The organism is Dongia sp. (assembly GCF_041905885.1).
Lineage (GTDB): Bacteria > Pseudomonadota > Alphaproteobacteria > Dongiales > Dongiaceae > Dongia.
The window spans coordinates 108831-127523 of record NZ_JAYRKD010000017.1 but is presented as its reverse complement, the minus strand read 5'-3'; the positions used below and the strand labels follow the sequence as shown (position 1 = coordinate 127523).

The following is an 18693-nucleotide window of genomic DNA, read 5'->3' as shown; positions in this document are numbered from 1 at the left end:
CAGGCCGGCAAAGCCAAAAAACTCGCCCTGGTCGCGGTCATGCGAAAACTCCTCACCATCCTCAACGCAATGATCCGGGACAAAACATCATGGCAAAGCGCTTGACGACGAAGACAGTCGCTCACCCTGTCCATCTCCCTATGGGCGAGGGGACGCTGTGGCACCGGCCTTTCTGACTCGGGGATGACTTCAGTCGGTGAGCCCCCTCGCCCGTAGGGAGAGGGTTGGGGTGAGGTCTTGCCGCAGCTTGAGGCTTGGTAAGCCCAGCCCCGGGATGACGAGCGAGTTTGACGCGCGCGGCGACCGCTAACCGGAGGTGTAGTAGGTGAACCGGAAGACGCGGCCGTCTTTCAGTTTCACGGCAAAGGCGCCGTTCCGGTGGTTGCTGTCTTCCTGGAACTTGAAGACGCCGGTCGAACCGTCGCTGCAGGCAAGCTCGCCGGTGCCGTTGTTGGCGCTCGCATAGAACAGCGCGTAATTGCAGGCCAGGCCGGGCGTGAGCTGATCCTCTGTCTTGGCGCTGAAGGCCACGCCGCGACCGACGCGGCATTCCGAGTTGCCGGTGCCGGAATGCTCGGTGTCGAACTGGAAATGCCCGGTGCAGTTGGCGCCAGAGCTCTGCAGCGGCGGGATCGTCGCCCGGTCTTGCGTTTGAGTGCAGCCGCCGATCGCCAGTCCGGCCAGCAGCAGGAATACGACACGCATCATCGTCGTCAGCGCCGGTCGTCGCCGTTGCGCCCGCCGGCCTTGGGCGAGAGGCGGGTGTAGTGGCCCATCTTGCGGCCGGGGCGCGCCTCGGTCTTGCCGTAGAGATGGAGCTTCACGGCGGGATCGTTCAACAGCTCCTTCCAGCCGCTGACGTCGTCGCCGATCAGGTTCTTCATCATGGCGTCGGAATGGCGCTCCGTCGAACCCAGCGACAGGCCGCAGACCGCGCGGACGAACTGCTCGAACTGGCTGGTGATGCAGCCGTCGATGGTCCAGTGGCCGGAATTGTGCGGGCGCGGGGCGAGCTCGTTGACCAGCACTTCGTCGTTGTGGGTCACGAACATCTCGACCGCGAGCAGGCCCACGAGGCCGATCTCGGTGGCGATATGGCGGGCGATCGCCTCGGCGCGGCCGGCCACCGCTTGCGAGATCCGCGCGGGGACCAGGGTCACGTCGAGGATGTGGTTCTTGTGCTGGTTCTCGACCGGCTGATAGATCGCCGTGGAGCCATCCGGCGCGCGGGCGACAATGACCGAGATTTCGCGCACGAAATCGACATAGGCTTCGAGGATGCCGACCTCGCCGCCCATCTTCACCCAGGCTTCGAACAGGTCCATGTCGCCGTCGATGCGGACCTGGCCCTTGCCGTCATAGCCGAACTCGGCGCTCTTCAGGATCGCCGGTCGGCCCAGCGCCTTCACCGCGGATTCCAGCGCCTCCATCCGCGCCACGTCGAGGAACTTGGTGGTCGGCACGTTGATGGACGCAAGGAACCGCTTCTCGCGCAGCCGCTCCTGGGTGAGGTAGAGGACGTTGGGCTTCGGCCGGGTGGGCTTCAGCGCAGCGAGATATTCGGTGGTGGCCGAGGGGATGTTCTCGAACTCGAAGGTGACGACGTCGACACTTTCCGCGAATGCCTTGAGGGCCGACTTGTTGTCGTAGGCCGCAACGGTGTTGTGCCAGGAGACATGCGAGGCCGGCGAATTGCGGTCCGGGCAGAAGGTGTGGACGCGATAGCCCAGCCGCGCGGCCGCCATCGCCGTCATGCGGCCGAGCTGGCCGCCGCCCAGGATGCCGATGACACCACCGGGCGCGATGACCTGGTTCTGGTCGGCGGTTTTCGGAGCCGCGGGATTCATCGTGTTCAATGGGCCCCCGCTCCCGGCGCACCATGGGCCGGCGCGTGGGCCGGATGCTGCGCGACCTCGGCAGTCTGGCGCTTGCGGTAGGCGGCGAGCCTGGCCGCGAGCTTCGGGTCGGAGAGCGCCAGGATCGAGGCGGCGAGCAGGCCGGCATTGACCGCGCCGGCCCGGCCGATCGCGAGCGTGCCGACCGGGACGCCGGCCGGCATCTGCACGATCGAGAGCAGGCTGTCCTGGCCCTTCAGGGCCGCGGATTCCACGGGCACGCCCAAGACCGGCAGGTCGGTCAGCGAGGCGGTCATGCCGGGCAGATGCGCGGCGCCGCCGGCCCCGGCGATGATCACCCTGATGCCGCGGGACTTGGCGGTCTCGGCGTAGTCGATCATCCGGCGCGGGGTGCGGTGGGCGGAAACGATCCGGGTCTCATGGGCGACGCCCAGCTGCTCCAGCAGGGTCGCGGCATGGTGCATGGTCTGCCAGTCCGACTGGCTGCCCATGATGATGCCGACGAGAGGGCGTCCCTTGGGGGGCCGGCCGGAGGAGCGGCGCTTCGCCACAGCAGAGCGAGCCGAGGCCTTCTTCAGCTCCGGCTTCTTTGACGCTTTAGCGATGGCCATGTCCAATCCACTCCCGACGGCGAAGGCGGGATTATAGGTAGCGAACCCAGGAACACAAGCCAAGTCTTTGACCCTACTGGATTATTACTGGTGCGCGGGAGCCATGGCGCGGGTCCTTCGAATCGCGCATCATCGCCGGCGGCGGGGTGCGAAACGGGGCGGCCGCGGGGGCTGCAATTTTTGCCGGGGTTAAGCCGCTGTTAACTACGGTCGAATAGGATTTCTGTGCTGAGATTCCGCCGGGGACTCCTCATGTTCAATGGGTGGACCGGGGCGGGGATGAGACGGGCAGCCGGGGTCGGAAGACCGCCTCGGGCCAGAACGGCAAGTTCCGCGGCGAGGCGGCAGGATGAGAGTTCGTGAAAAGGCGATACCCGGCGCAGGCGCGGTGGTCGGACCCCGTCCGGTCGCCAAGGTCGCCAAGAAGAGCGCCGCCGAATCCGTCGCCAAGACCGGGGATGTCACCCACGCCGAGCCGGTCGACACCGCCACTTTCCTGGGCCTGACCGAGACCGAGCTTTCGCCCGCGGTTCGCGCCGCCCTGCAGACCCTGCTGGACGAAGTCGCCAACCTGCGCGACGAGCTGCAGCGGACCCGCAAGCGCATCAACCATCTCGAGCGCCTCGCCGACGAGGACGCGATGCTGCCGATCGCCAACCGCCGCGCCTTCGTGCGCGAGCTGACGCGGCTGATTTCCTATTCGGAGCGCTATGGCTCGCCGGGCTCGGTGCTCTATTTCGACCTGAACGGCATGAAGATCATCAACGACCGCTTCGGCCATGCCGCGGGCGACGCGGTGCTGCAGCATTTCGCCAGCCTGCTGGTCAACAATGTCCGGGATTCCGACGTGGTCGGGCGGTTGGGCGGTGACGAGTTCGGGGTGATCCTGGCCCAGGCCGACCGGCCGCAGGCGGAGGAGAAGGCGCAGCACCTGCTCGACGTGATCAAGGTCTCGCCGATGGTCTGGGAGGGCAACGAGATCACGCTGTCCTGCGCGGTCGGCATCCACCAGTTCTCCAGCGAGCAATCGGCCGATGACGCGCTCAGCCAGGCCGATGCCTCGATGTATAAAGAGAAGAAGAAGCACTACGAGGGCAAGCCGCCGCGCGGCGGTACCGGCGAGAACTAGAAGCGGTCGATCACCGTGATGCCGGCGCCGGTGTAGCCGTTCATCGCTTCCAGGGCGGGTCCCGCCTGCGCCAATGAAATCCTCTGCGTCACCAGCCGTGCCGGGTCGAGATGGCCGGCGGCGATCATCGCGAACAAGGCCGGGAAGCGGCTGGCCGGAATGCCGCGCGTGCCCATGACGCTGATCTGCCGGGAATAGACCAGCTCCAGCAGCGGAATGGTCGGCTCGGCGTGAGATCCCAGGGGCATGCCGATCTGCACATGGCGGCCGAGCTTGCGCAGGCCGCGGATCGAATTGTGGAAGGTCGCGGTGATGCCGAGCGCATCCAGCGACACATGCGCGCCACCGTCGGTCGCCTCGCGCACCGCGGCGCCGACATCGGCGATCCCGGCGACGTTCAAGGTCTTGGTGGCGCCGAGATCGCGCGCGAGCTTGAGCGCATCTTCGTTCACATCGATTGCCAGCACCGAGGCGCCGATCGCCTTGCCGATCAGCAGCGCCGAAAGGCCGACGCCGCCGGCGCCGTGGATCGCCAGCCATTCGCCGGGCTGCAACCGTGCACGGTCAACCACGGCGCGGAATGAGGTGGTGACGCGGCAGCCCATGCCGGCGGCGGATGTGAAGTCGATCGTCTCCGGCAGGCGCACCAGGTTGAAATCGGCGCGCGGCACGGCGATGCGCTCGGCGAAGGCGCCCCAGGAGGAGAAGCCGACCACATGCTGGTGATTGCAGACCGTCGGATCGCCGCCGACGCAGTCCGGGCATTGCCCGCAGGCGAGGATGAAGGGCGCGGTGACGCGGTCGCCGCGCTTGAAGCGCCGGCAGTCGCGGCCGACTTCCTCGACGATGCCGGCGAACTCATGGCCGGGCACATGCGGCGCGGCGACATCGGGGTCGGCGCCGGTCCAGGCATGCCAGTCGGAACGGCAGACGCCGCAAGCCTTCACGCCGACGATGGCGCCGTCCGGCGGGCATTGCGGTTCGGGGACGTCGCGGACGACGAGCGGTTGCTTGAAGGTCTCGATGAGGGCGGCGCGCATGTTCTAACTCTTCGTCATTTCGGTCTGATGATCCAGGCCCCGGCCAGCACCATCAGCGCGATCACGGTCGGGCCGATCGCGACCCAGGAACCGCCGGCGGCGATCGCCGCCGCGCCGGCCCAGGCGACCGAGGAGAAGGCTTCGGCGAAGGTCGCGATCCGGGACGAGGTCTGGCGGCGGCGGAAGTAGCGGCGCTTGGCCTGGCTGCGGAACCAGACCTGGATCAGGGTCGAGGAGGTGGCCGCGACCGCGATGCCGACCGCGACGATGCCGGCGATCTGCAGCGAGCGCCCGGCCATCGCGATCAGGAAGGGCGCGAAGACCAGCATGATCGCCAGCAGCACCGACTGCACCTTGGCGAGGATCATGCGGCGCTCGGTGATCGGCGCCGAGGCGATCAGGTCCGGCGCGTCCTCGCCGGAGACCGCGAGCCAGGCGAGGCCGCCGCCGAGCTGGCCTGCCGCCATGGTGAGCACCGGCGCCAGCACGATCAGCGCGCCTTGGGTTTCGCCGTAGGAGCGCCAGAGGAAGATCGCCGGCGGGATGAGGTAGAGCAGCTGCATCAGGCTCTGCGAGGCGAGCCAGGGATCGCGCAGCAGCAGCACCCATTCCTTGCGCCGCAGCAGCGCCGCGCTGGAGGTCGCGCGGAAGCGGCCGAGGAAGAGCGTGGTGAAGCCGACGCGGGTGCTGTGGCCGAGCGCGAGATCCGCGCTGGCTGCGGCCATCGCGTAGTCGCCGAGCCGTCCCGCCAGCAGCAGCACCGGGATCGCGAACATGGCGACGCCGATGATGAGGACGCCGAGCAGCGGCACCGGGTCGCCGAGGATGGCGCGGGCCGGGAGCCAGAACGGGCTGTCCGGGTCGGGTGCATGGGCGATCACCGATTCCGAATGGAAGAAGGCCGATTGCGACATGGTGCCGATCGAGACGATCGCCACCACCTGGATCGCGATGATGAAGGCCGAGCCGATCACCGCGGCGACGATCTGCGCGGCGAGCCGGGTGCGCCTCGCCCCCATCAGGTCGAACAGGGCCGAGGTCAGCACCAGCGCGATCCCCGAAGCGCCGAGACCGCCGGCGATGGCGACGCCGTAGCCGCAGAGCCAGCGCGGTCCACCCTCGAAGGTCAGCACGTTGATGAAGGGGCCGGCGACGAAGATGGTCATGGCACAGGTCGAGGTCGCGACCGAGAGCACGCGCAAACCCAGCACGCGGCGGAGCGAGACCGGCGAGGATTTCAGCAGGTCGAGATCGCCGCGGCCGTAGAACAGGCGGGTCACCTGCTCCAAGGCCTGGGAGAGCATCAGGAAGAAGGCGAGGCCGATGCTGCCGGTGATCGCGGTGAGGGACTCGATCCCGGCGCCGAGGCCGATCTCGGCATAGCGCGCCACCATGCCCCAGGCGATGAAATGCATGATGACCGTGACCACCAGCAGCCAGATCACCACCGAGCGGCTGCGCCAGCGATAGCCGGCCGTCATCAGCCAGACGAGGTCGCGCCAGGAGAGGCGGCTTTCCTGCCGCGCCAGCCAGAGCAGCGAGCGCGGATGCGTCGCGGCTTCGCTCATCGTGCCGGCTCTTCGTCCGAGACCAGGGTGAGGAAGACGTCTTCGAGGCTGGTATCGCCGACCTGGGATCCGGCCTGGTGCCGGAGCTCGTCCAACGTGCCCTCGGCGATCAGCTTGCCGCGGGAAATGACGCCGATCCGCTCGGCCATGCGCTCGGCGACTTCGAGGATATGCGTGGTCATGATCACGGTGCAGCCATGCCGCACCTTCTCCAGCAGCACGTCCTTGACCAGCCGCGCCGCTCTTGCGTCGAGGCCGGTCAGCGGCTCGTCGAGGATGATCAGCTTCGGGTCGTGGACCAGCGCTCCCGCCAAGGCCACCTTCTGCCGCATGCCCTTGGAGAAGCCCTCGCAGCGTTCGTCGGCGTTGGGTGCGAGCTCCAGCCAGCGCAGCAGGTCGCGGGCGTTGGTCTCGGCGAGCTTCGGATCGACGCCCCAAAGGCCGGCGACGAAGGCGAGGTATTCGAGCGGCGTCAGCTTGTCGTAGATCATCGGCTCGTCGCTGACCCAGGCGGTGATCTGCTTGGCCGCATTGGGCTGGGCCAGGGCGTCGATGCCGAAGATCGAAACGCTGCCGGCGTCGGGCTTCATCAGCCCGGCGACCATGCGGAGCGTCGTGGTCTTGCCGGCGCCGTTGGGGCCGAGCAAGGCGTAGAACTCGCCGCGCCGGATGGTGAGGTCGAGGCCGTCGACCGCCGGGCGCTGGAAGACCTTGCGCAGGCCGCTGACGGCCAACGCGCTTTCCGACCCACCGCCGCCTCGGTTCGAATCCATGTCCCGCACGATCATGCTGTCGTCCTCGGCCCAGAATGCCGGGTCCATTGAGCCCTGTCACTATTGCCAAGCCCTTAACAAGGTTTGCAATTGTGCCGTCCCGGCGGTTCAAAGTAACTTCCGCAGCGCCGGAGTGTTGTTTCGGTCTCGGGCGGCAGGGCGGGCGCGAATGGCATCCTTCAGTCTCTGGGCGTTTCAGCATTTCTGGAATGCCTACGGCGCCATCATCGGCACGGCCCTGCATGTCGGCCTGGCCGTCGCGGTGACCGTGCATGTCCTGCTGCACAAGCGCGACGTCGCCGCGGCGATCGGCTGGATGGGGCTGGCCTGGCTCTCGCCCATCATCGGTCCGGGACTTTATTGGCTGTTCGGCATCAACCGGGTGCGGCGCCGCGCCTATCGGATCAGCCGGCGCTATGCGGCGCGGCGTCCGCCGCCGCCGCCGATGGGCATCCTGCGCAGCGAGAAATATGCGGCGCTGGAGCGCGCGGTCGGCGTCCTCACCCGGCGCCCGACCCTGGCCGGCAATTCCGTCCGGCTGCTGCGGAACGGCGATGAAGCCTATCCGGCGATGCTGCAGGCGATGGCCGAGGCCAAGGTCAGCATCGGGCTTTCCAGCTACATCTTCGTGGCGGACGAGGCCGGCAACCCGTTCATCGCGGCCCTGATCGCCGCCAAGCGCCGCGGGGTCGAGGTGCGCGTCATCATCGACGGGCTGGGCAGCGGCTATTTCTTCTCGCCGGCGGTCCATCGGCTGGCCCGCGGCGGGGTCAATGTCGTGCGCTTCCTGCATTCCTGGCTACCCTGGCGGATGGCCTTCCTCAATCTCCGGAACCACAAGAAGATCCTGGTGGTGGACGGCAGGCTCGGCTTCATCGGCGGCCTCAACATCAGCGCGCAGAATCTGAAGGCCTGCGATCCGCGCAGCGCGGTCCGCGACATGCATTTCGAGGTCAAGGGCCCGGTGGTCGAGCAGATCACCGAGGCCTTCGTCACCGACTGGGAATTCGCGACCGGCGAGGAGCTCAGGGGCCTCACCTGGTTTCCCGCGCATGTCGAGAGCGGCAAGGCGCTGGCGCGGGTGGTGACCTCGGGCCCGGACCAGGATCTCGAGAAGATCGAGTTCATGTTCCTGCAGGCGATCGGCTCGGCGCAGCGCGCGATCAAGGTCGTGACGCCATACTTCCTGCCCGACGAGCGCCTGGTGGCGGCCCTGGAACTGGCCGCGATGCGCGGCGTCGATGTGGACATCGTCATCCCCGAGAACAGCGACCACAAGATCATGGATTGGGCGGTGATGGCGCATATCGCGCCGTTGCTGATCGCCGGCGCGCGGTTCTGGCGGGCGCCGCAGCCCTTCGAGCATGCCAAGCTAATGACCATCGACGGCGGCTGGTCGCTGGTCGGCAGCGCCAACTGGGACCAGCGGAGTCTCAGGCTCAACTTTGAGCTCAACATGGAGATCTACGACCCGGACTTCACCGCGATGCTGTCGGAGAAGATCGCGGCGCGGCAGGGGACGGAGGTCACCTTGAAGTGGATCTACGCGCGACCGTTCTGGATGCGGCTCCGGAACCGCGCGGTCCGGCTGCTGCTGCCCTATCTCTAGGGCGCCGGCGCCAATTCCATCCGGATCGGGTGATGGTCGGAGGGGCCGCGGTCGAGCACGGTCGGGTGGTTGCAATGCAGCTGGCGCACGAAGCAGCGGTCGAGCCGGGTGCGGTATTTATGCGTGCGCTCGCGGGGACCGGCGTCGTGGAAGCCCTGGAGCCGGATCTGGCCGACGGCATTGTAGTCGCCGATGATCGCCGCCGGCCCGTGCAGCCGGTCGGCCGCGGTGCGGAGCTGGCGGCGGTTCAGCAGCTGGCCGTGCGAGAGATGCACATTGGCGAAGTCGATCGCCTTCACCCGCAGCAGCTGCGCCAGGCGCGGCGGCACCCGGCCCGGCAGGTTGGAGCTCGGCAGCTCAACGAAGCTCGGCTCGGGTATGTCGTGCGGCGTCCAGGCGCCGAGGCCATAGACCCGCTTCGGCAAGGGCAGGAAGTGGAAATGGCCGCCGACCAGGTCGGTCAGATGCGCCAGCGAGGATTTCGCCTCCTGCATCAGCAGCAGATCCGGGCGCTCGGCCTCGACCAGCGCGGCGAGATGATCCCGAACCGCGCCGCCGCGATGCCACAGATTCCAGCTGATGACCTTCACGATGCTTCCCTCGGGAATCCAACCCCGAAAGGGAGTTTAGCGTTCCGCGCCGTCGCTGCGCCCCCTTTTTTGTTTCGTCATGATCGGCAAAGGCCGACCATGACGAGTTTGCATCGAGCGACGGATTCGAACTCGTGATGGTACGCCTCCGCGTACCATGACGATTGAGGGAAGGTTCTAGCACTCTACCTGCGGTGCTTGCCGACGAAGTTCAGCACCGCCTCGTTATAGGGCTGGGGGAATTCCCAGAGGAAGGCGTGGCCGCCCTTGGCGGTGGCGAAGGACGCGCCGGGGATTAGCGAATGCAGCTCCTCGGAGAGGTTCATCGGGATGAGGATGTCGTCGGCGCCGGCCAGCACGAGGGTCGGCACCTTGATGTTCCTCAAGCGCGACCGCGTGTCATGGACCTGGATGGCGTGCAACTGGGAGAGATAGACCTCGGTGGGCTGGTCCATCGCCGCCATCGCCGCCTCGAACTCCTTCAGGGTCGGTTCCTGGTTCAGGAAGAAGTCCTGGGTGAAGGCCCAGAGCGTCACGTCGCGCATCACCGTCGGCACGCCCATGACCGGCGCCATGTCCTGCCAGAGCTTGAACATGCGCGAGCAGAACGGGCCGGGCGCGGCATAGGTGCAGCAGAGCGTCAGCGAGCGGAGATCGCCCTGATAGGCGAGCGCGTATTCCTGGGAGATCATGCCGCCCATGGAGACGCCGACCAGGTGGAAGTCCTTGAGGCCGAGCGAATCGACCAGGGCCTTCGCATCCTGCGCCATCTGCGCGGTGGTGTAGGGCCCTTTCGGGCGGCCGGACTTGCCGATGCCGCGGTTGTCGAAGCGCAAGACACGATATCCGGCGGCGAGGAAATCCGGCATCTGGCCGAACCAGGTGGTGAGATCGTCGGCGAGGCCGTTGATCAGAACGATCGTCTCTTTGCCGTCGCCTTCGAGCTCGTAGTTGATATCGACGCCGTTCACCTTGGTCATGGGCATGGGTCTGTCTCCTTTTACTTCACGGCTTCCTTGCGCGGACCGATAAGTCCCTGCGGTCGGACCACCAGAACCAAAATGACGACGCCGAGCGTGATCGCGCCCTGATAGGGGAGCGCCGCTTGCGGCAGATAGGCGGCGAGGGTGATCTCGATCACGCCCAGCAGCAGGCCGCCGAGCACCGCGCCCTGCAGGCTGCCGAGGCCGCCGAGCGTCGTGGCGATGAAGGCCTTGAGCACCGGGATCAAGCCCATCATCGGGTCGACCGAGGAACGCTGGGCGATCCAGAGCACCGAGGCGACCGCGGCGAGAAGGCCGGAAATCGCGAAGGCGGTGGCGATGACCCAGTTGGCGCGGATGCCCATCAGCCGGGTCACGTCGAAATCCTCGGCGGCGGCGCGCATGGCGAGGCCGAGGATGGTGCGTTTCAGGAACTGGTTGAGCGCCACCAGCACCACGACCGCGACGACGACCGAGATGATGCGGTTGACACCGATCGCGAAGCCGCCGAGATCGAGCGTGGTGGTCAGCATCGCCGGCAGCGGCACGACTTGTGGCCGGGTCGAGATGAAGAGCTGGAAGGCAAGCTGCAGCAGCACCGCGACGGCGAAGCTGGTGAGCAGCATGGTGGCGCCGCTGGCGCCGCGCACCGGGCGGAAGGCGATGCGCTCGAGCAGCACGGCGCTCGCCATGATCACCAGCACGGCAATCGGCGCGCCGATCGCGAAGGGCAGGCCGGCCGAGGCGGTGAAGACCAGGATATAGCCGGTCAGGGTCATCAGCGCGCCATGGGCGAAATTGATCAGCCCGAGGATCGAATAGACCACCGCCAGGCCGATCGCGAGCAGCGCATAGATGCCGCCGAGGCTCAAGGCATTGCCGGCTTGCTCGAGGAAATAGCCCATCAGACGGATTCCGCAGCAGCGCCGAGATAGGCATGCGCGACCTCGTCGGAGGCGCGGAGAGTTGCGGCATCGCCGCTCATGACCACGCGGCCGTTGGCCATGACATAGGCGCGGTCGGCGATGTCGAGGGCGGCGACCGCATCCTGCTCGACCAGCAGGATGGTGAGGCCACGGGCCTTCAAGCGCAGGATCAGGTCGAAGATGTCATCCACCACCTGCGGGGCGAGACCGAGCGAGGGCTCGTCGAGCAGCAGCAGCTTCGGCGCCGACATCAGCGCGCGGGCGATGGCGAGCTGTTGTTGCTGCCCGCCAGAGAGAGTGCCGGCCGCCTGGTTGGCGCGTTCGGCGAGGATCGGGAAGAGGGTGAGGACTTCGCTGCGGCTCTGCTCGATCTCCGCGGCATTCTTGCGCGTCGCCGCACCCAGCCGGAGATTCTCGGCCACGGTGAGCGAGGGGAAGACCCGGCGGCCTTCCGGCACCAGGGTCATGCCGGCGATGACGATGTCCTCGGTGTCGCGGCCAGTGATGGGCTTGCCGGCAAGGCGGATCTCGCCGCGCGTCGCGGCGACCAGCCCGACCGCGGCCTTGAGCGTCGTCGTCTTGCCGGCGCCGTTGGCACCCAGCACGGCGACGATCTCGCCCTCGGCCACATCCAGGCTGACGCCGCGCACGGCTTGAATGGCGCCGTAACGCACGTCGAGATCCGCGATGCTCAGCATAGTGGTCATTGCGCGGCGTTCAGGTCCAGGCGCGGGGCCGGGATGATCGCCGGGTCCGGCGCGGTCTGGCTGACCAGGACGCGCTTGTTGCCCTCGATCCGGAGCACGTTGACCGGCCGGGTCGGCGTGCCGTTGCCGCCCTTGTAACTGATCACCGCGGTGGCGCCCTGCACGTCGGTCAGGTCGGCGAGGGCGGCGCGGATCTTCTCCGGCTCGATACTGTCGGCCTTGGTGACCGCGGCCTCGATCACCTTGGCGAGGTCATAGCCGAGCGCGTCCATGATCGATTCCGGCGCCTTGCCGAACTTGGCCTTGTACTTGTCCTGATAGGCCGCCATCGGGCTGCCCGGCGCGGCGAAGCCGGACGAGGTGAACACCACGCCTTCGACCACATCACCCAGCGCAAAGGTGGTGGGTGAGTCGATGCCGTCGCCGCAGACCACCGGGATCTTCACGCCGGCGCCGCGCAGCTGGCGGATGAAGGCCGGGAAATCCGGCTCGAAGGCGGAGGTGACGATCACGTCCGGCTGCGGGTCCAATGCCTTGATCTTGGTGACTTCGGCGGAGAAGTCGGGCTGGTTCAGGGCATAGATGCTCTCGCCGATCACCTTGCCGCCCAGCTTCTCGAAGGCCTCTTTGAAGTAGAGCGGCATCTGGGTGTATTCGATGTCCGGCGAGCGCAGCAGATAGGCGTTCTTGAAGCCCTGGCTGTTGGCATATTCCGCCTGCGCCGCGCCCTGCACGTTGTCGGTGACCGCATTGGCGAAGATGTAGCCCTTGCCGGTCAGCGGCAGGGTGGGCGAGGAGGAGCAGGTGGAGATCGCCGGGATCCTCGCGGCGAGGATCAGCGCCGCGGTCGCATGCACCATGCTGGAATCGCAGGCGACCAACATCATGCCGACGCCCTGGTCCAGGAGGTCCTGGGTCACGATCGCATTCTGCGCGTTGTCCGAGCGGTTGTCGCGGGTGACGACCTCGACCTTGTATTTGCCGGCGATGCCGCCGGCGGCGTTGATCTCGTCCATGGCGACGGCGAAGCCGTCCATCACCGGCGAGTCATAGGGCGCGTTCCAGCCGGTCTTGGAGATGGCGGCGCCGATGGTCAGCGTGTCCTCGGCCTGCGCGAGCGGAGCGGCAAGGCTGACGCCGATGCCGGCCGCAAAAGACAATGCAATCGCGAACCTGTTCATGATCCTGCTCCCTGTTGGTTGTTGTGTTCGTTCCTGTTGTTCTCGGTCCTTCTGGCCCGCTTGCGGCCGATATAGGCCTCGATGACGGCGGGGTTGCTCTGGATGGTCTTGGGGTCGCCTTCGGCGATCATCTGGCCGCGGTTCAGCACGACGATGCGGTCGCAGAGCCGCATGATCAGCGACATGTCGTGGTCGATTACCAAGAGGCCGATGCCGGTGCGCTGGCGAAGCTTCGCCAGCTCCTGCAGCAGCGCGTTGGATTCCGTCGGGTTCATGCCGGCGGCCGGCTCGTCCAGCAGCAGGTAGCGCGGGCGCAGGGCGAGGGCGCGGGCGATCTCCAGCCGGCGCTGGGCGCCGTAGTCGAGCGCCGCAGCCGGCCGATCGGCGAAATCGGCAAGGCCGAACTCGGCCAGCAGCTGCATGGCGAAGGCATGCGGATCATCCGTCGCTTCGCTTACCCGGGCGCTGATCTCGACATTCTCGATCACGCTCAGCTGGCCGAACAGCCGGATGTTCTGGAAGGTGCGGCCGACCCCGGCCTGGGCGATCACATGCGCGGGCCAGTCGGTCGCGATTTGGCCGTCGATGCGGATCGCGCCTGCGGTCGGCGCGAACAACCCGGAGATCACGTTGAGCAAGGTGGTCTTGCCGGAGCCGTTCGGCCCGATCAGGCCGAGGATCTCGCCCGGCTTCAGGCTGAGGCTGACATTGTCCAGTGCCCGCAGGCCGGCGAAATCCTTGGTGATCGATTCCGCCTCCAAGGCGCCGCCGGCGGCGACCGGGGTGGAGACGGGTGCCCCTGCGCCGGCCGATCGCCGCCGGAGCCAGGCCTCGCCCAGCTCCAAACGGCCGAACAGGCCGGCGGGGCGCTTGTACATGACGAAGAGGATCAGCAGGCAGAGGCCGGCCTCGGTCACGCCGAAGACTTCCGGCGTGCGGTAGCCGAACAGGTCCATGCCGCTTTCCACCCGGCGCAGGATCTCGATCGTGAGTGTCACGGCAACGGTGCCGAGCACGGCGCCGGAGACCGTGGTCATGCCGCCGACGATCAGCATGGTGAGCAGGGTGAGCGTGTCGTCGAAATAGAATTTGGACGGCGAGAAGGCGCCGAGGAAATGCGCCAGCAGCACGCCGGCGGCCGCGGCGATGCCGGCGCTCAAGGTCCAGGCCAGCAGGCGGCGCTTCACCACGTTGACGCCGATCGCGCGGGCCGCGGTTTCGTCCTCGCGGCTGGCGCGCAACTGGCCGCCGGTCTTGGAATCGCGGAAGGCGCGGGCGGCGAGCAGGATCGGCACGGCGACGACCAGCGCGGTCCAGATCCCGGTCAGCCGCGGCACGCCGAGGAAGGCGTTGCTGCCGCGGGTGAAGTCGCTGGCGCCGATGATGATGCCATGCACGATCATCAGGAGGCCGAGGGTGGCGATCACCGCCGCGGCGCCGCCCATCCGCGCGATCGGCAGGCCGATCACCGCGCCGATCAGCGCGACCGCGATCATGGTGACGATCAGCGCCGGGGGCAGGCCCCATTCGACCGAGGCGAGGAAGGCCGGCAGGTTCGGCAAGGTCGAGGCCTTGGTGTCGAGCGGCAGAGTGAGGATGCCGGAGAGATAGGCGCCGAGACCGATGAAGGCGACATGGCCGAAGCTTAAGATTCCCGAATTGCCGGAGAAGAGGCCGAGGCCGAGCACGGCGATCAGATTGATCAGGAAGAGCGTATAGGTGCGCTGCAGGCTGGCGCCGCCGAATTGCGAGAAGAGAACGGCCAGCAGCACCAGCGGCAAGGCGAGCAGCAAGCCGCCGAGCAGGGGATTTCGCCAGCGCTCGAGATTGCCCATGCTCAGAGTTCCTCGGCGAACTGGTCGAAGGCGCGCTGGGCCTGCAGCACCTTGTCGATGCGCTTGGGCACCGCCTTGCCGCGCTCGCGGATCACGTCGTTGACCAGGAGATTGAGCAGCACGCTCATCGCGGCGTTGGAATGCCAGTAGAGGCCGGTGCTGGTCGGCAGGTTGAAGACGCTGTCGGTGATCTTGTGCGCCCAGACGGCGTAGCTATCGACCAGGATATGCACGTCATGGCCGCGGCGCCTGGCGAGCTCCGCCGCGCGCTGGGTGCCTTTGTCATAGCGGTAGAAGTCGATCAGCATGACGGCGACGCGCGGCGCCTCGTCGAACAGCTCGGCATAATGGCCGTTCTGCCCGTCGGCGAGATGGACGCCGGGCCGGATGTATTCCAGCCGGCTGACGAACTCCAATGCCAGGCCGCGTGCCATGTGCAGGCCGCTGACATAGACGCGGTCGGCATGGGCGAAGGAGTCGACCGCCTTGGCCCAGATCGGCGCGGTGGTGAACTCATAGGCCTTGCGGATGGCAGCCAGCTCGGCGTCGAGGCTGTCCTGCAGGCTGAAATGCGCCGCCTCGCGCTTGGTGAAGGCCTGGTAGCGGCGGTCGATCGACCAGAGCCTGCCGACCTCCGGCCCGTAGAGATCGGCCTTCAGGCTGTGGCGCACGTCGCTGACGCCGTCGAAGCCGAGCTTCCGCAAGAAACGGCCGACCGTCATCGGGCTGACGCCAACATTGCCGGCGATGGTGGCGGCGGTCTCCAGCACCAGGCATTCCGGCCGCGAGAGGAAATAGCTCGCGATCTTCTTCTCGGTCTTGGTGAGGGAGTCGTAGCCGTCCTTCAGCGGCTGCAGCACCTTGGCCTGCAGCAGCTCGCGCTGACTTCCGACCGCTTGTCCGGTCTTTGCGCGCATCGCTTCCCTGTCGAAATGTTAGTTAAATCTATTTTCTTACGCAGATGTTAGCACACTAACATTTTTGGCCGCAATGGGTGCGCAGCGTGGGTCGTCATGCCCGGGCTTGACGGGCATCTGTCTCCGTTTGGCGGGAGATCGCCGGGTCAAGCCCGGCGATGACGCCCTGAGGTCCGGCGATGACGTCTTGAGGTAAGGAGCGGCGGCCCTAGCTGGGCTTTACGACGACGTGTTTCTTCTTGCCGAAGGACAGCTTGATGACGCCCTCGGCGTTGCGGTCGGCGAGGGAGATCTTGCGGTTCTCGTCGGCGATGGTCTCGTCGTTCAGTTTGGCGCCGGCGCCCTTGATGATCCGGCGCGCCTCGCCGTTCGAGGCGGCGAGCCCCGCCCGCACCAGCAAGGCGAAGGCGGCGATGCCGGCTTCGAGTTCCGCCTGCGGCAGGTCGATCACCGGGAGGTCGGCCCCGAGGCCGCCTTCGACGAAGGTCTTCTGCGCGGTGGCCTGCGCGGCTTCCGCCGCCGCGGCGCCGCGGCACATCCGCGTCGCTTCATTGGCCAGCACGATCTTCGCGGCGTTGATCTCGGAGCCCTGCAACTGCTCGAGGCGCGCGACCTCGGCTTCCGGCAGGTCGGTGAACAGGCGCAGGAAGCGGCCGACATCAGCGTCCTCGACGTTGCGCCAGAACTGCCAGTAGTCGTAGGCGGGCAGCTTCTCCTCGTTGAGCCAGACCGCGCCGGAGGCGGTCTTGCCCATCTTGGCGCCCGACGCCAGGGTGATCAGCGGCGTGGTCAGGCCGTAAAGCTCCAGGTCATCGACCCGGCGCCCGAGTTCCACGCCGTTGACGATGTTCCCCCACTGGTCCGAGCCGCCGATCTGCAGCCTGCATTTGAAGCGCCGCGCCAGCTCCAGGAAGTCGTAGGCCTGGAGGATCATGTAGTTGAACTCGAGGAAGGTCAGCGGCTGCTCGCGCTCGAGGCGGATCTTCACCGAGTCAAAGGCCAGCATGCGGTTGACCGAGAAGTGCCGGCCGTAGTCGCGCAGGAAGTCGATGTAGTTCAGCTGCTCCAGCCAGTCGGCATTGTTGACCATGACCGCGTCGGTCGGGCCGTCGCCGAATTTGAGGAACTGGCCGAAGATCTTCTTGATGCCTTCGATGTTGCGGTCGATGTCCGCGGCCGAGAGCATCTTGCGGCTCTCGTCCTTGCCGGTCGGATCGCCGACCTTGGTGGTCCCGCCGCCCATCAGCACGATCGGCTTGCCGCCGGTCCGCTGCAGCAGGCGCAGCATCATGATCTGCAGCAGCGAGCCGACATGCAGCGAATCCGCGGTCGCGTCGAAGCCGATATAGGCGATCAGGCCGCCCTTCGCCGCCGCGCCGTCGAGTTCCTCGATCGCGGTGCATTGGTGCAGGAAGCCGCGGGCGATAAACTCCCGCAGGAACTCGGATTTCGGTTGGAACGCGCTGGACATCGGTCTGGCCTGGATTTGAATGCGGCCGTGGTTTAACACGGGGCTGAACCCTGATTCTAGAGGTCAAGATGACCGACCCGGTATGGGCCATCGGCCTGATGAGCGGCACCAGCGGCGACGGCATCGACGCCGCGCTGCTCCGGACCGACGGCGAGCGGATCGTCGAGACCGGCCCGGGCATCGGCGAGGCTTACGATCCGGCGTTTCGGGCCAGGCTGAAATCCGCCTATGGGCAATGGGAGCCGCCGGCCGGGCTGGAGCGCGAATTGACCGAGCGCCATGCCGCTTTGGTGCTGCGCCTGGTCGCGCAGGCGGGGATGCGCCCGGGTGAGATCGGCGTGGTCGGGTTTCACGGCCAGACCATCCTGCACGAGCCGGAAAAGCATCGCACCCGGCAGATCGGCGACGGCGCCCTGCTGGCCGCGCTGACCGGCATCGCGGTGGTGAACGATTTCCGCAGCGCCGACATGGCGGCGGGCGGCGAGGGCGCGCCCCTGGCGCCGGTCTATCACCGCGCGTTGGCGGCCGGGCTGGAGAAGCCGGTCGCGATGCTGAATATCGGCGGCGTCTCCAATGTCACCTTCATCGGCGACGGCGACACGCTGATCGCCTTCGACACCGGGCCGGGCAATGCGCTGATCGACGACTGGGCGCTGCGCCATACCGGCGAGCCGGTCGATCGCGACGGCGCGCTGGCGAAGAGCGGGCGTGTCGATGAAGCGGCGGTCGCGCGCTTTCTTGAGAATCCGTTCTTCAAGCGCGCTGCGCCGAAGTCGCTGGATCGCGATGCGTTTAAAGCATTTTCACTCGGCGCGCTGTCGGCGGCCGATGGTGCGGCGACCTTGACGGCGATCACCGCGGCGTCGATTGCAGCCGGGATCGAACATCTGCCGCAGGCGCCGAAGCGCTGGCTGGTTTGCGGCGGCGGGCGTCACAACCCGGTGCTGATGGCGGCCTTGCGCGCGCGCCTCGGCGCGGTCGATCCGATCGAGGCGATCGGCTGGGACGGCGACCTCATCGAGGCCCAGGCCTTTGCGCTGATGGCGGTACGCTCGATGCACGGGCTGCCGATCAGCTTCCCCGGCACGACCGGGGTGAAAGCGCCGACCACCGGCGGCCGGCTGCATCGGCCCGGCAAACGGCCGCCGGCTTTGAAAATGGCCTGATCGGGCTTATATTTGGCGGCGAAAGATGCGGAGGAGCGCGGAGACTATGCCCGGCATTCAGCAGCCGAATCTGCAGCTCGATGAGGCCTTGAGCGACCGCTTGCAACGGTTGGCCGACGCGCGCCGGCAATCGCCGGAAGACCTCATGCGCAAGGCGATCGAGCAATACGTCGATTTCGAGGAAGACCGCGAGCAATTGAATCGCGACATGGTTGCCTCCTGGGAGGACTACCAAGCGACCGGGTTGCATGTGACAGGTGAGGAAGTTGACGCGTGGCTGGCGAAGCTTGAAGCCGGTGAAGACGCGGAACCGCCGATTCCACACAAGTAG

General features: G+C 67.0%; 18 protein-coding genes and 1 pseudogene. 5 read left to right on the top strand and 14 right to left on the bottom strand.

What is annotated here, in order from left to right:
• Positions 1–105 (top strand): annotated as a pseudogene (locus ACH2CY_RS17595) (IS110 family transposase); the annotation flags it as partial.
• A 201-nt stretch (positions 106–306) separates the two neighbouring features.
• On the opposite strand, the gene ACH2CY_RS17590 reads toward ACH2CY_RS17595, so the two are convergent.
• The 3 genes from ACH2CY_RS17590 to purE are packed head-to-tail and all read right to left on the bottom strand — an operon-like array spanning position 307 to position 2347.
• Positions 307–705 (bottom strand): hypothetical protein, encoded by a 399-nt coding sequence (locus ACH2CY_RS17590; protein ID WP_395020611.1) that lies wholly within the window; start codon positions 703–705, stop codon positions 307–309.
• Positions 706–713: 8 nt separating this feature from the next.
• Complete coding sequence (locus tag ACH2CY_RS17585; protein WP_395020620.1) at positions 714–1847, bottom strand: 5-(carboxyamino)imidazole ribonucleotide synthase; 1134 nt, start codon at positions 1845–1847, stop codon at positions 714–716.
• A 5-nt stretch (positions 1848–1852) separates the two neighbouring features.
• Positions 1853–2347 (bottom strand): 5-(carboxyamino)imidazole ribonucleotide mutase, encoded by a 495-nt coding sequence (gene purE, locus ACH2CY_RS17580; protein WP_395020619.1) that lies wholly within the window; start codon positions 2345–2347, stop codon positions 1853–1855.
• 469 nt (positions 2348–2816) lie between these two features.
• Between purE and ACH2CY_RS17575 the strand changes: the two genes are divergently transcribed.
• Complete coding sequence (locus ACH2CY_RS17575) at positions 2817–3596, top strand: GGDEF domain-containing protein (RefSeq protein WP_395020610.1); 780 nt, start codon at positions 2817–2819, stop codon at positions 3594–3596.
• Here ACH2CY_RS17575 and ACH2CY_RS17570 read toward each other — a convergent pair.
• Genes ACH2CY_RS17570 through ACH2CY_RS17560 form a run of 3 tightly spaced genes read right to left on the bottom strand, consistent with a single transcriptional unit; the run spans position 3593 to position 7025 of the window.
• The gene (locus tag ACH2CY_RS17570; protein ID WP_395020609.1) at positions 3593–4636 is read right to left on the bottom strand and encodes a zinc-dependent alcohol dehydrogenase family protein; all 1044 of its coding nucleotides are present in this window, start codon (positions 4634–4636) and stop codon (positions 3593–3595) included. The genes ACH2CY_RS17575 and ACH2CY_RS17570 overlap by 4 nt on opposite strands.
• Before the next feature lie 14 nt (positions 4637–4650).
• Positions 4651–6204, bottom strand: coding sequence for a hypothetical protein (locus ACH2CY_RS17565; protein ID WP_395020608.1), 1554 nt, complete (start codon positions 6202–6204; stop codon positions 4651–4653).
• The gene (locus tag ACH2CY_RS17560) at positions 6201–7025 is read right to left on the bottom strand and encodes an ABC transporter ATP-binding protein (RefSeq protein ID WP_395020607.1); all 825 of its coding nucleotides are present in this window, start codon (positions 7023–7025) and stop codon (positions 6201–6203) included. The genes ACH2CY_RS17565 and ACH2CY_RS17560 overlap by 4 nt, the downstream gene beginning before the upstream one ends.
• A gap of 121 nt (positions 7026–7146) precedes the next feature.
• Between ACH2CY_RS17560 and ACH2CY_RS17555 the strand changes: the two genes are divergently transcribed.
• Positions 7147–8586: a phospholipase D-like domain-containing protein gene (locus ACH2CY_RS17555; RefSeq protein WP_395020606.1), complete on the top strand. Its 1440-nt coding sequence runs from the start codon at positions 7147–7149 to the stop codon at positions 8584–8586.
• Here the strand turns inward: ACH2CY_RS17555 and ACH2CY_RS17550 are convergent.
• The 8 genes from ACH2CY_RS17550 to tyrS all read right to left on the bottom strand — a co-directional run bounded on the left by ACH2CY_RS17550 (position 8583) and on the right by tyrS (position 17196).
• Positions 8583–9176 (bottom strand): endonuclease/exonuclease/phosphatase family protein, encoded by a 594-nt coding sequence (locus ACH2CY_RS17550; protein ID WP_395020605.1) that lies wholly within the window; start codon positions 9174–9176, stop codon positions 8583–8585. The genes ACH2CY_RS17555 and ACH2CY_RS17550 overlap by 4 nt on opposite strands.
• 185 nt (positions 9177–9361) lie before the next feature.
• Positions 9362–10162, bottom strand: coding sequence for an alpha/beta fold hydrolase (locus ACH2CY_RS17545; protein WP_395020604.1), 801 nt, complete (start codon positions 10160–10162; stop codon positions 9362–9364).
• A 14-nt stretch (positions 10163–10176) separates the two neighbouring features.
• Positions 10177–11064, bottom strand: coding sequence for a branched-chain amino acid ABC transporter permease (locus ACH2CY_RS17540; protein WP_395020603.1), 888 nt, complete (start codon positions 11062–11064; stop codon positions 10177–10179).
• The gene (locus tag ACH2CY_RS17535) at positions 11064–11783 is read right to left on the bottom strand and encodes an ABC transporter ATP-binding protein (protein WP_395020618.1); all 720 of its coding nucleotides are present in this window, start codon (positions 11781–11783) and stop codon (positions 11064–11066) included. The genes ACH2CY_RS17540 and ACH2CY_RS17535 overlap by 1 nt, the downstream gene beginning before the upstream one ends.
• Positions 11784–11788: 5 nt before the next feature.
• Complete coding sequence (locus ACH2CY_RS17530) at positions 11789–12973, bottom strand: ABC transporter substrate-binding protein (RefSeq protein ID WP_395020602.1); 1185 nt, start codon at positions 12971–12973, stop codon at positions 11789–11791.
• Complete coding sequence (locus ACH2CY_RS17525; protein WP_395020601.1) at positions 12970–14808, bottom strand: branched-chain amino acid ABC transporter ATP-binding protein/permease; 1839 nt, start codon at positions 14806–14808, stop codon at positions 12970–12972. The genes ACH2CY_RS17530 and ACH2CY_RS17525 overlap by 4 nt, the downstream gene beginning before the upstream one ends.
• 2 nt (positions 14809–14810) lie before the next feature.
• Entirely contained in the window at positions 14811–15725 is a 915-nt protein-coding gene (locus ACH2CY_RS17520; protein ID WP_395020600.1) for a MurR/RpiR family transcriptional regulator, read from the bottom strand.
• A gap of 208 nt (positions 15726–15933) precedes the next feature.
• On the bottom strand, positions 15934–17196 hold the full coding sequence (gene tyrS / locus ACH2CY_RS17515; protein ID WP_395020599.1) for a tyrosine--tRNA ligase: 1263 nt from the start codon (positions 17194–17196) through the stop codon (positions 15934–15936).
• A 68-nt stretch (positions 17197–17264) separates the two neighbouring features.
• On the opposite strand from tyrS, the gene ACH2CY_RS17510 reads away from it, so the two are divergent.
• Together ACH2CY_RS17510 and ACH2CY_RS17505 are read left to right on the top strand one after the other, a co-directional pair.
• Positions 17265–18362 carry an anhydro-N-acetylmuramic acid kinase gene (locus ACH2CY_RS17510; protein ID WP_395020598.1) on the top strand — a complete coding sequence of 366 codons (1098 nt, stop codon included), beginning with the start codon at positions 17265–17267 and terminating at the stop codon, positions 18360–18362.
• Positions 18363–18408: 46 nt separating this feature from the next.
• Complete coding sequence (locus ACH2CY_RS17505; RefSeq protein WP_395020597.1) at positions 18409–18693, top strand: CopG family ribbon-helix-helix protein; 285 nt, start codon at positions 18409–18411, stop codon at positions 18691–18693.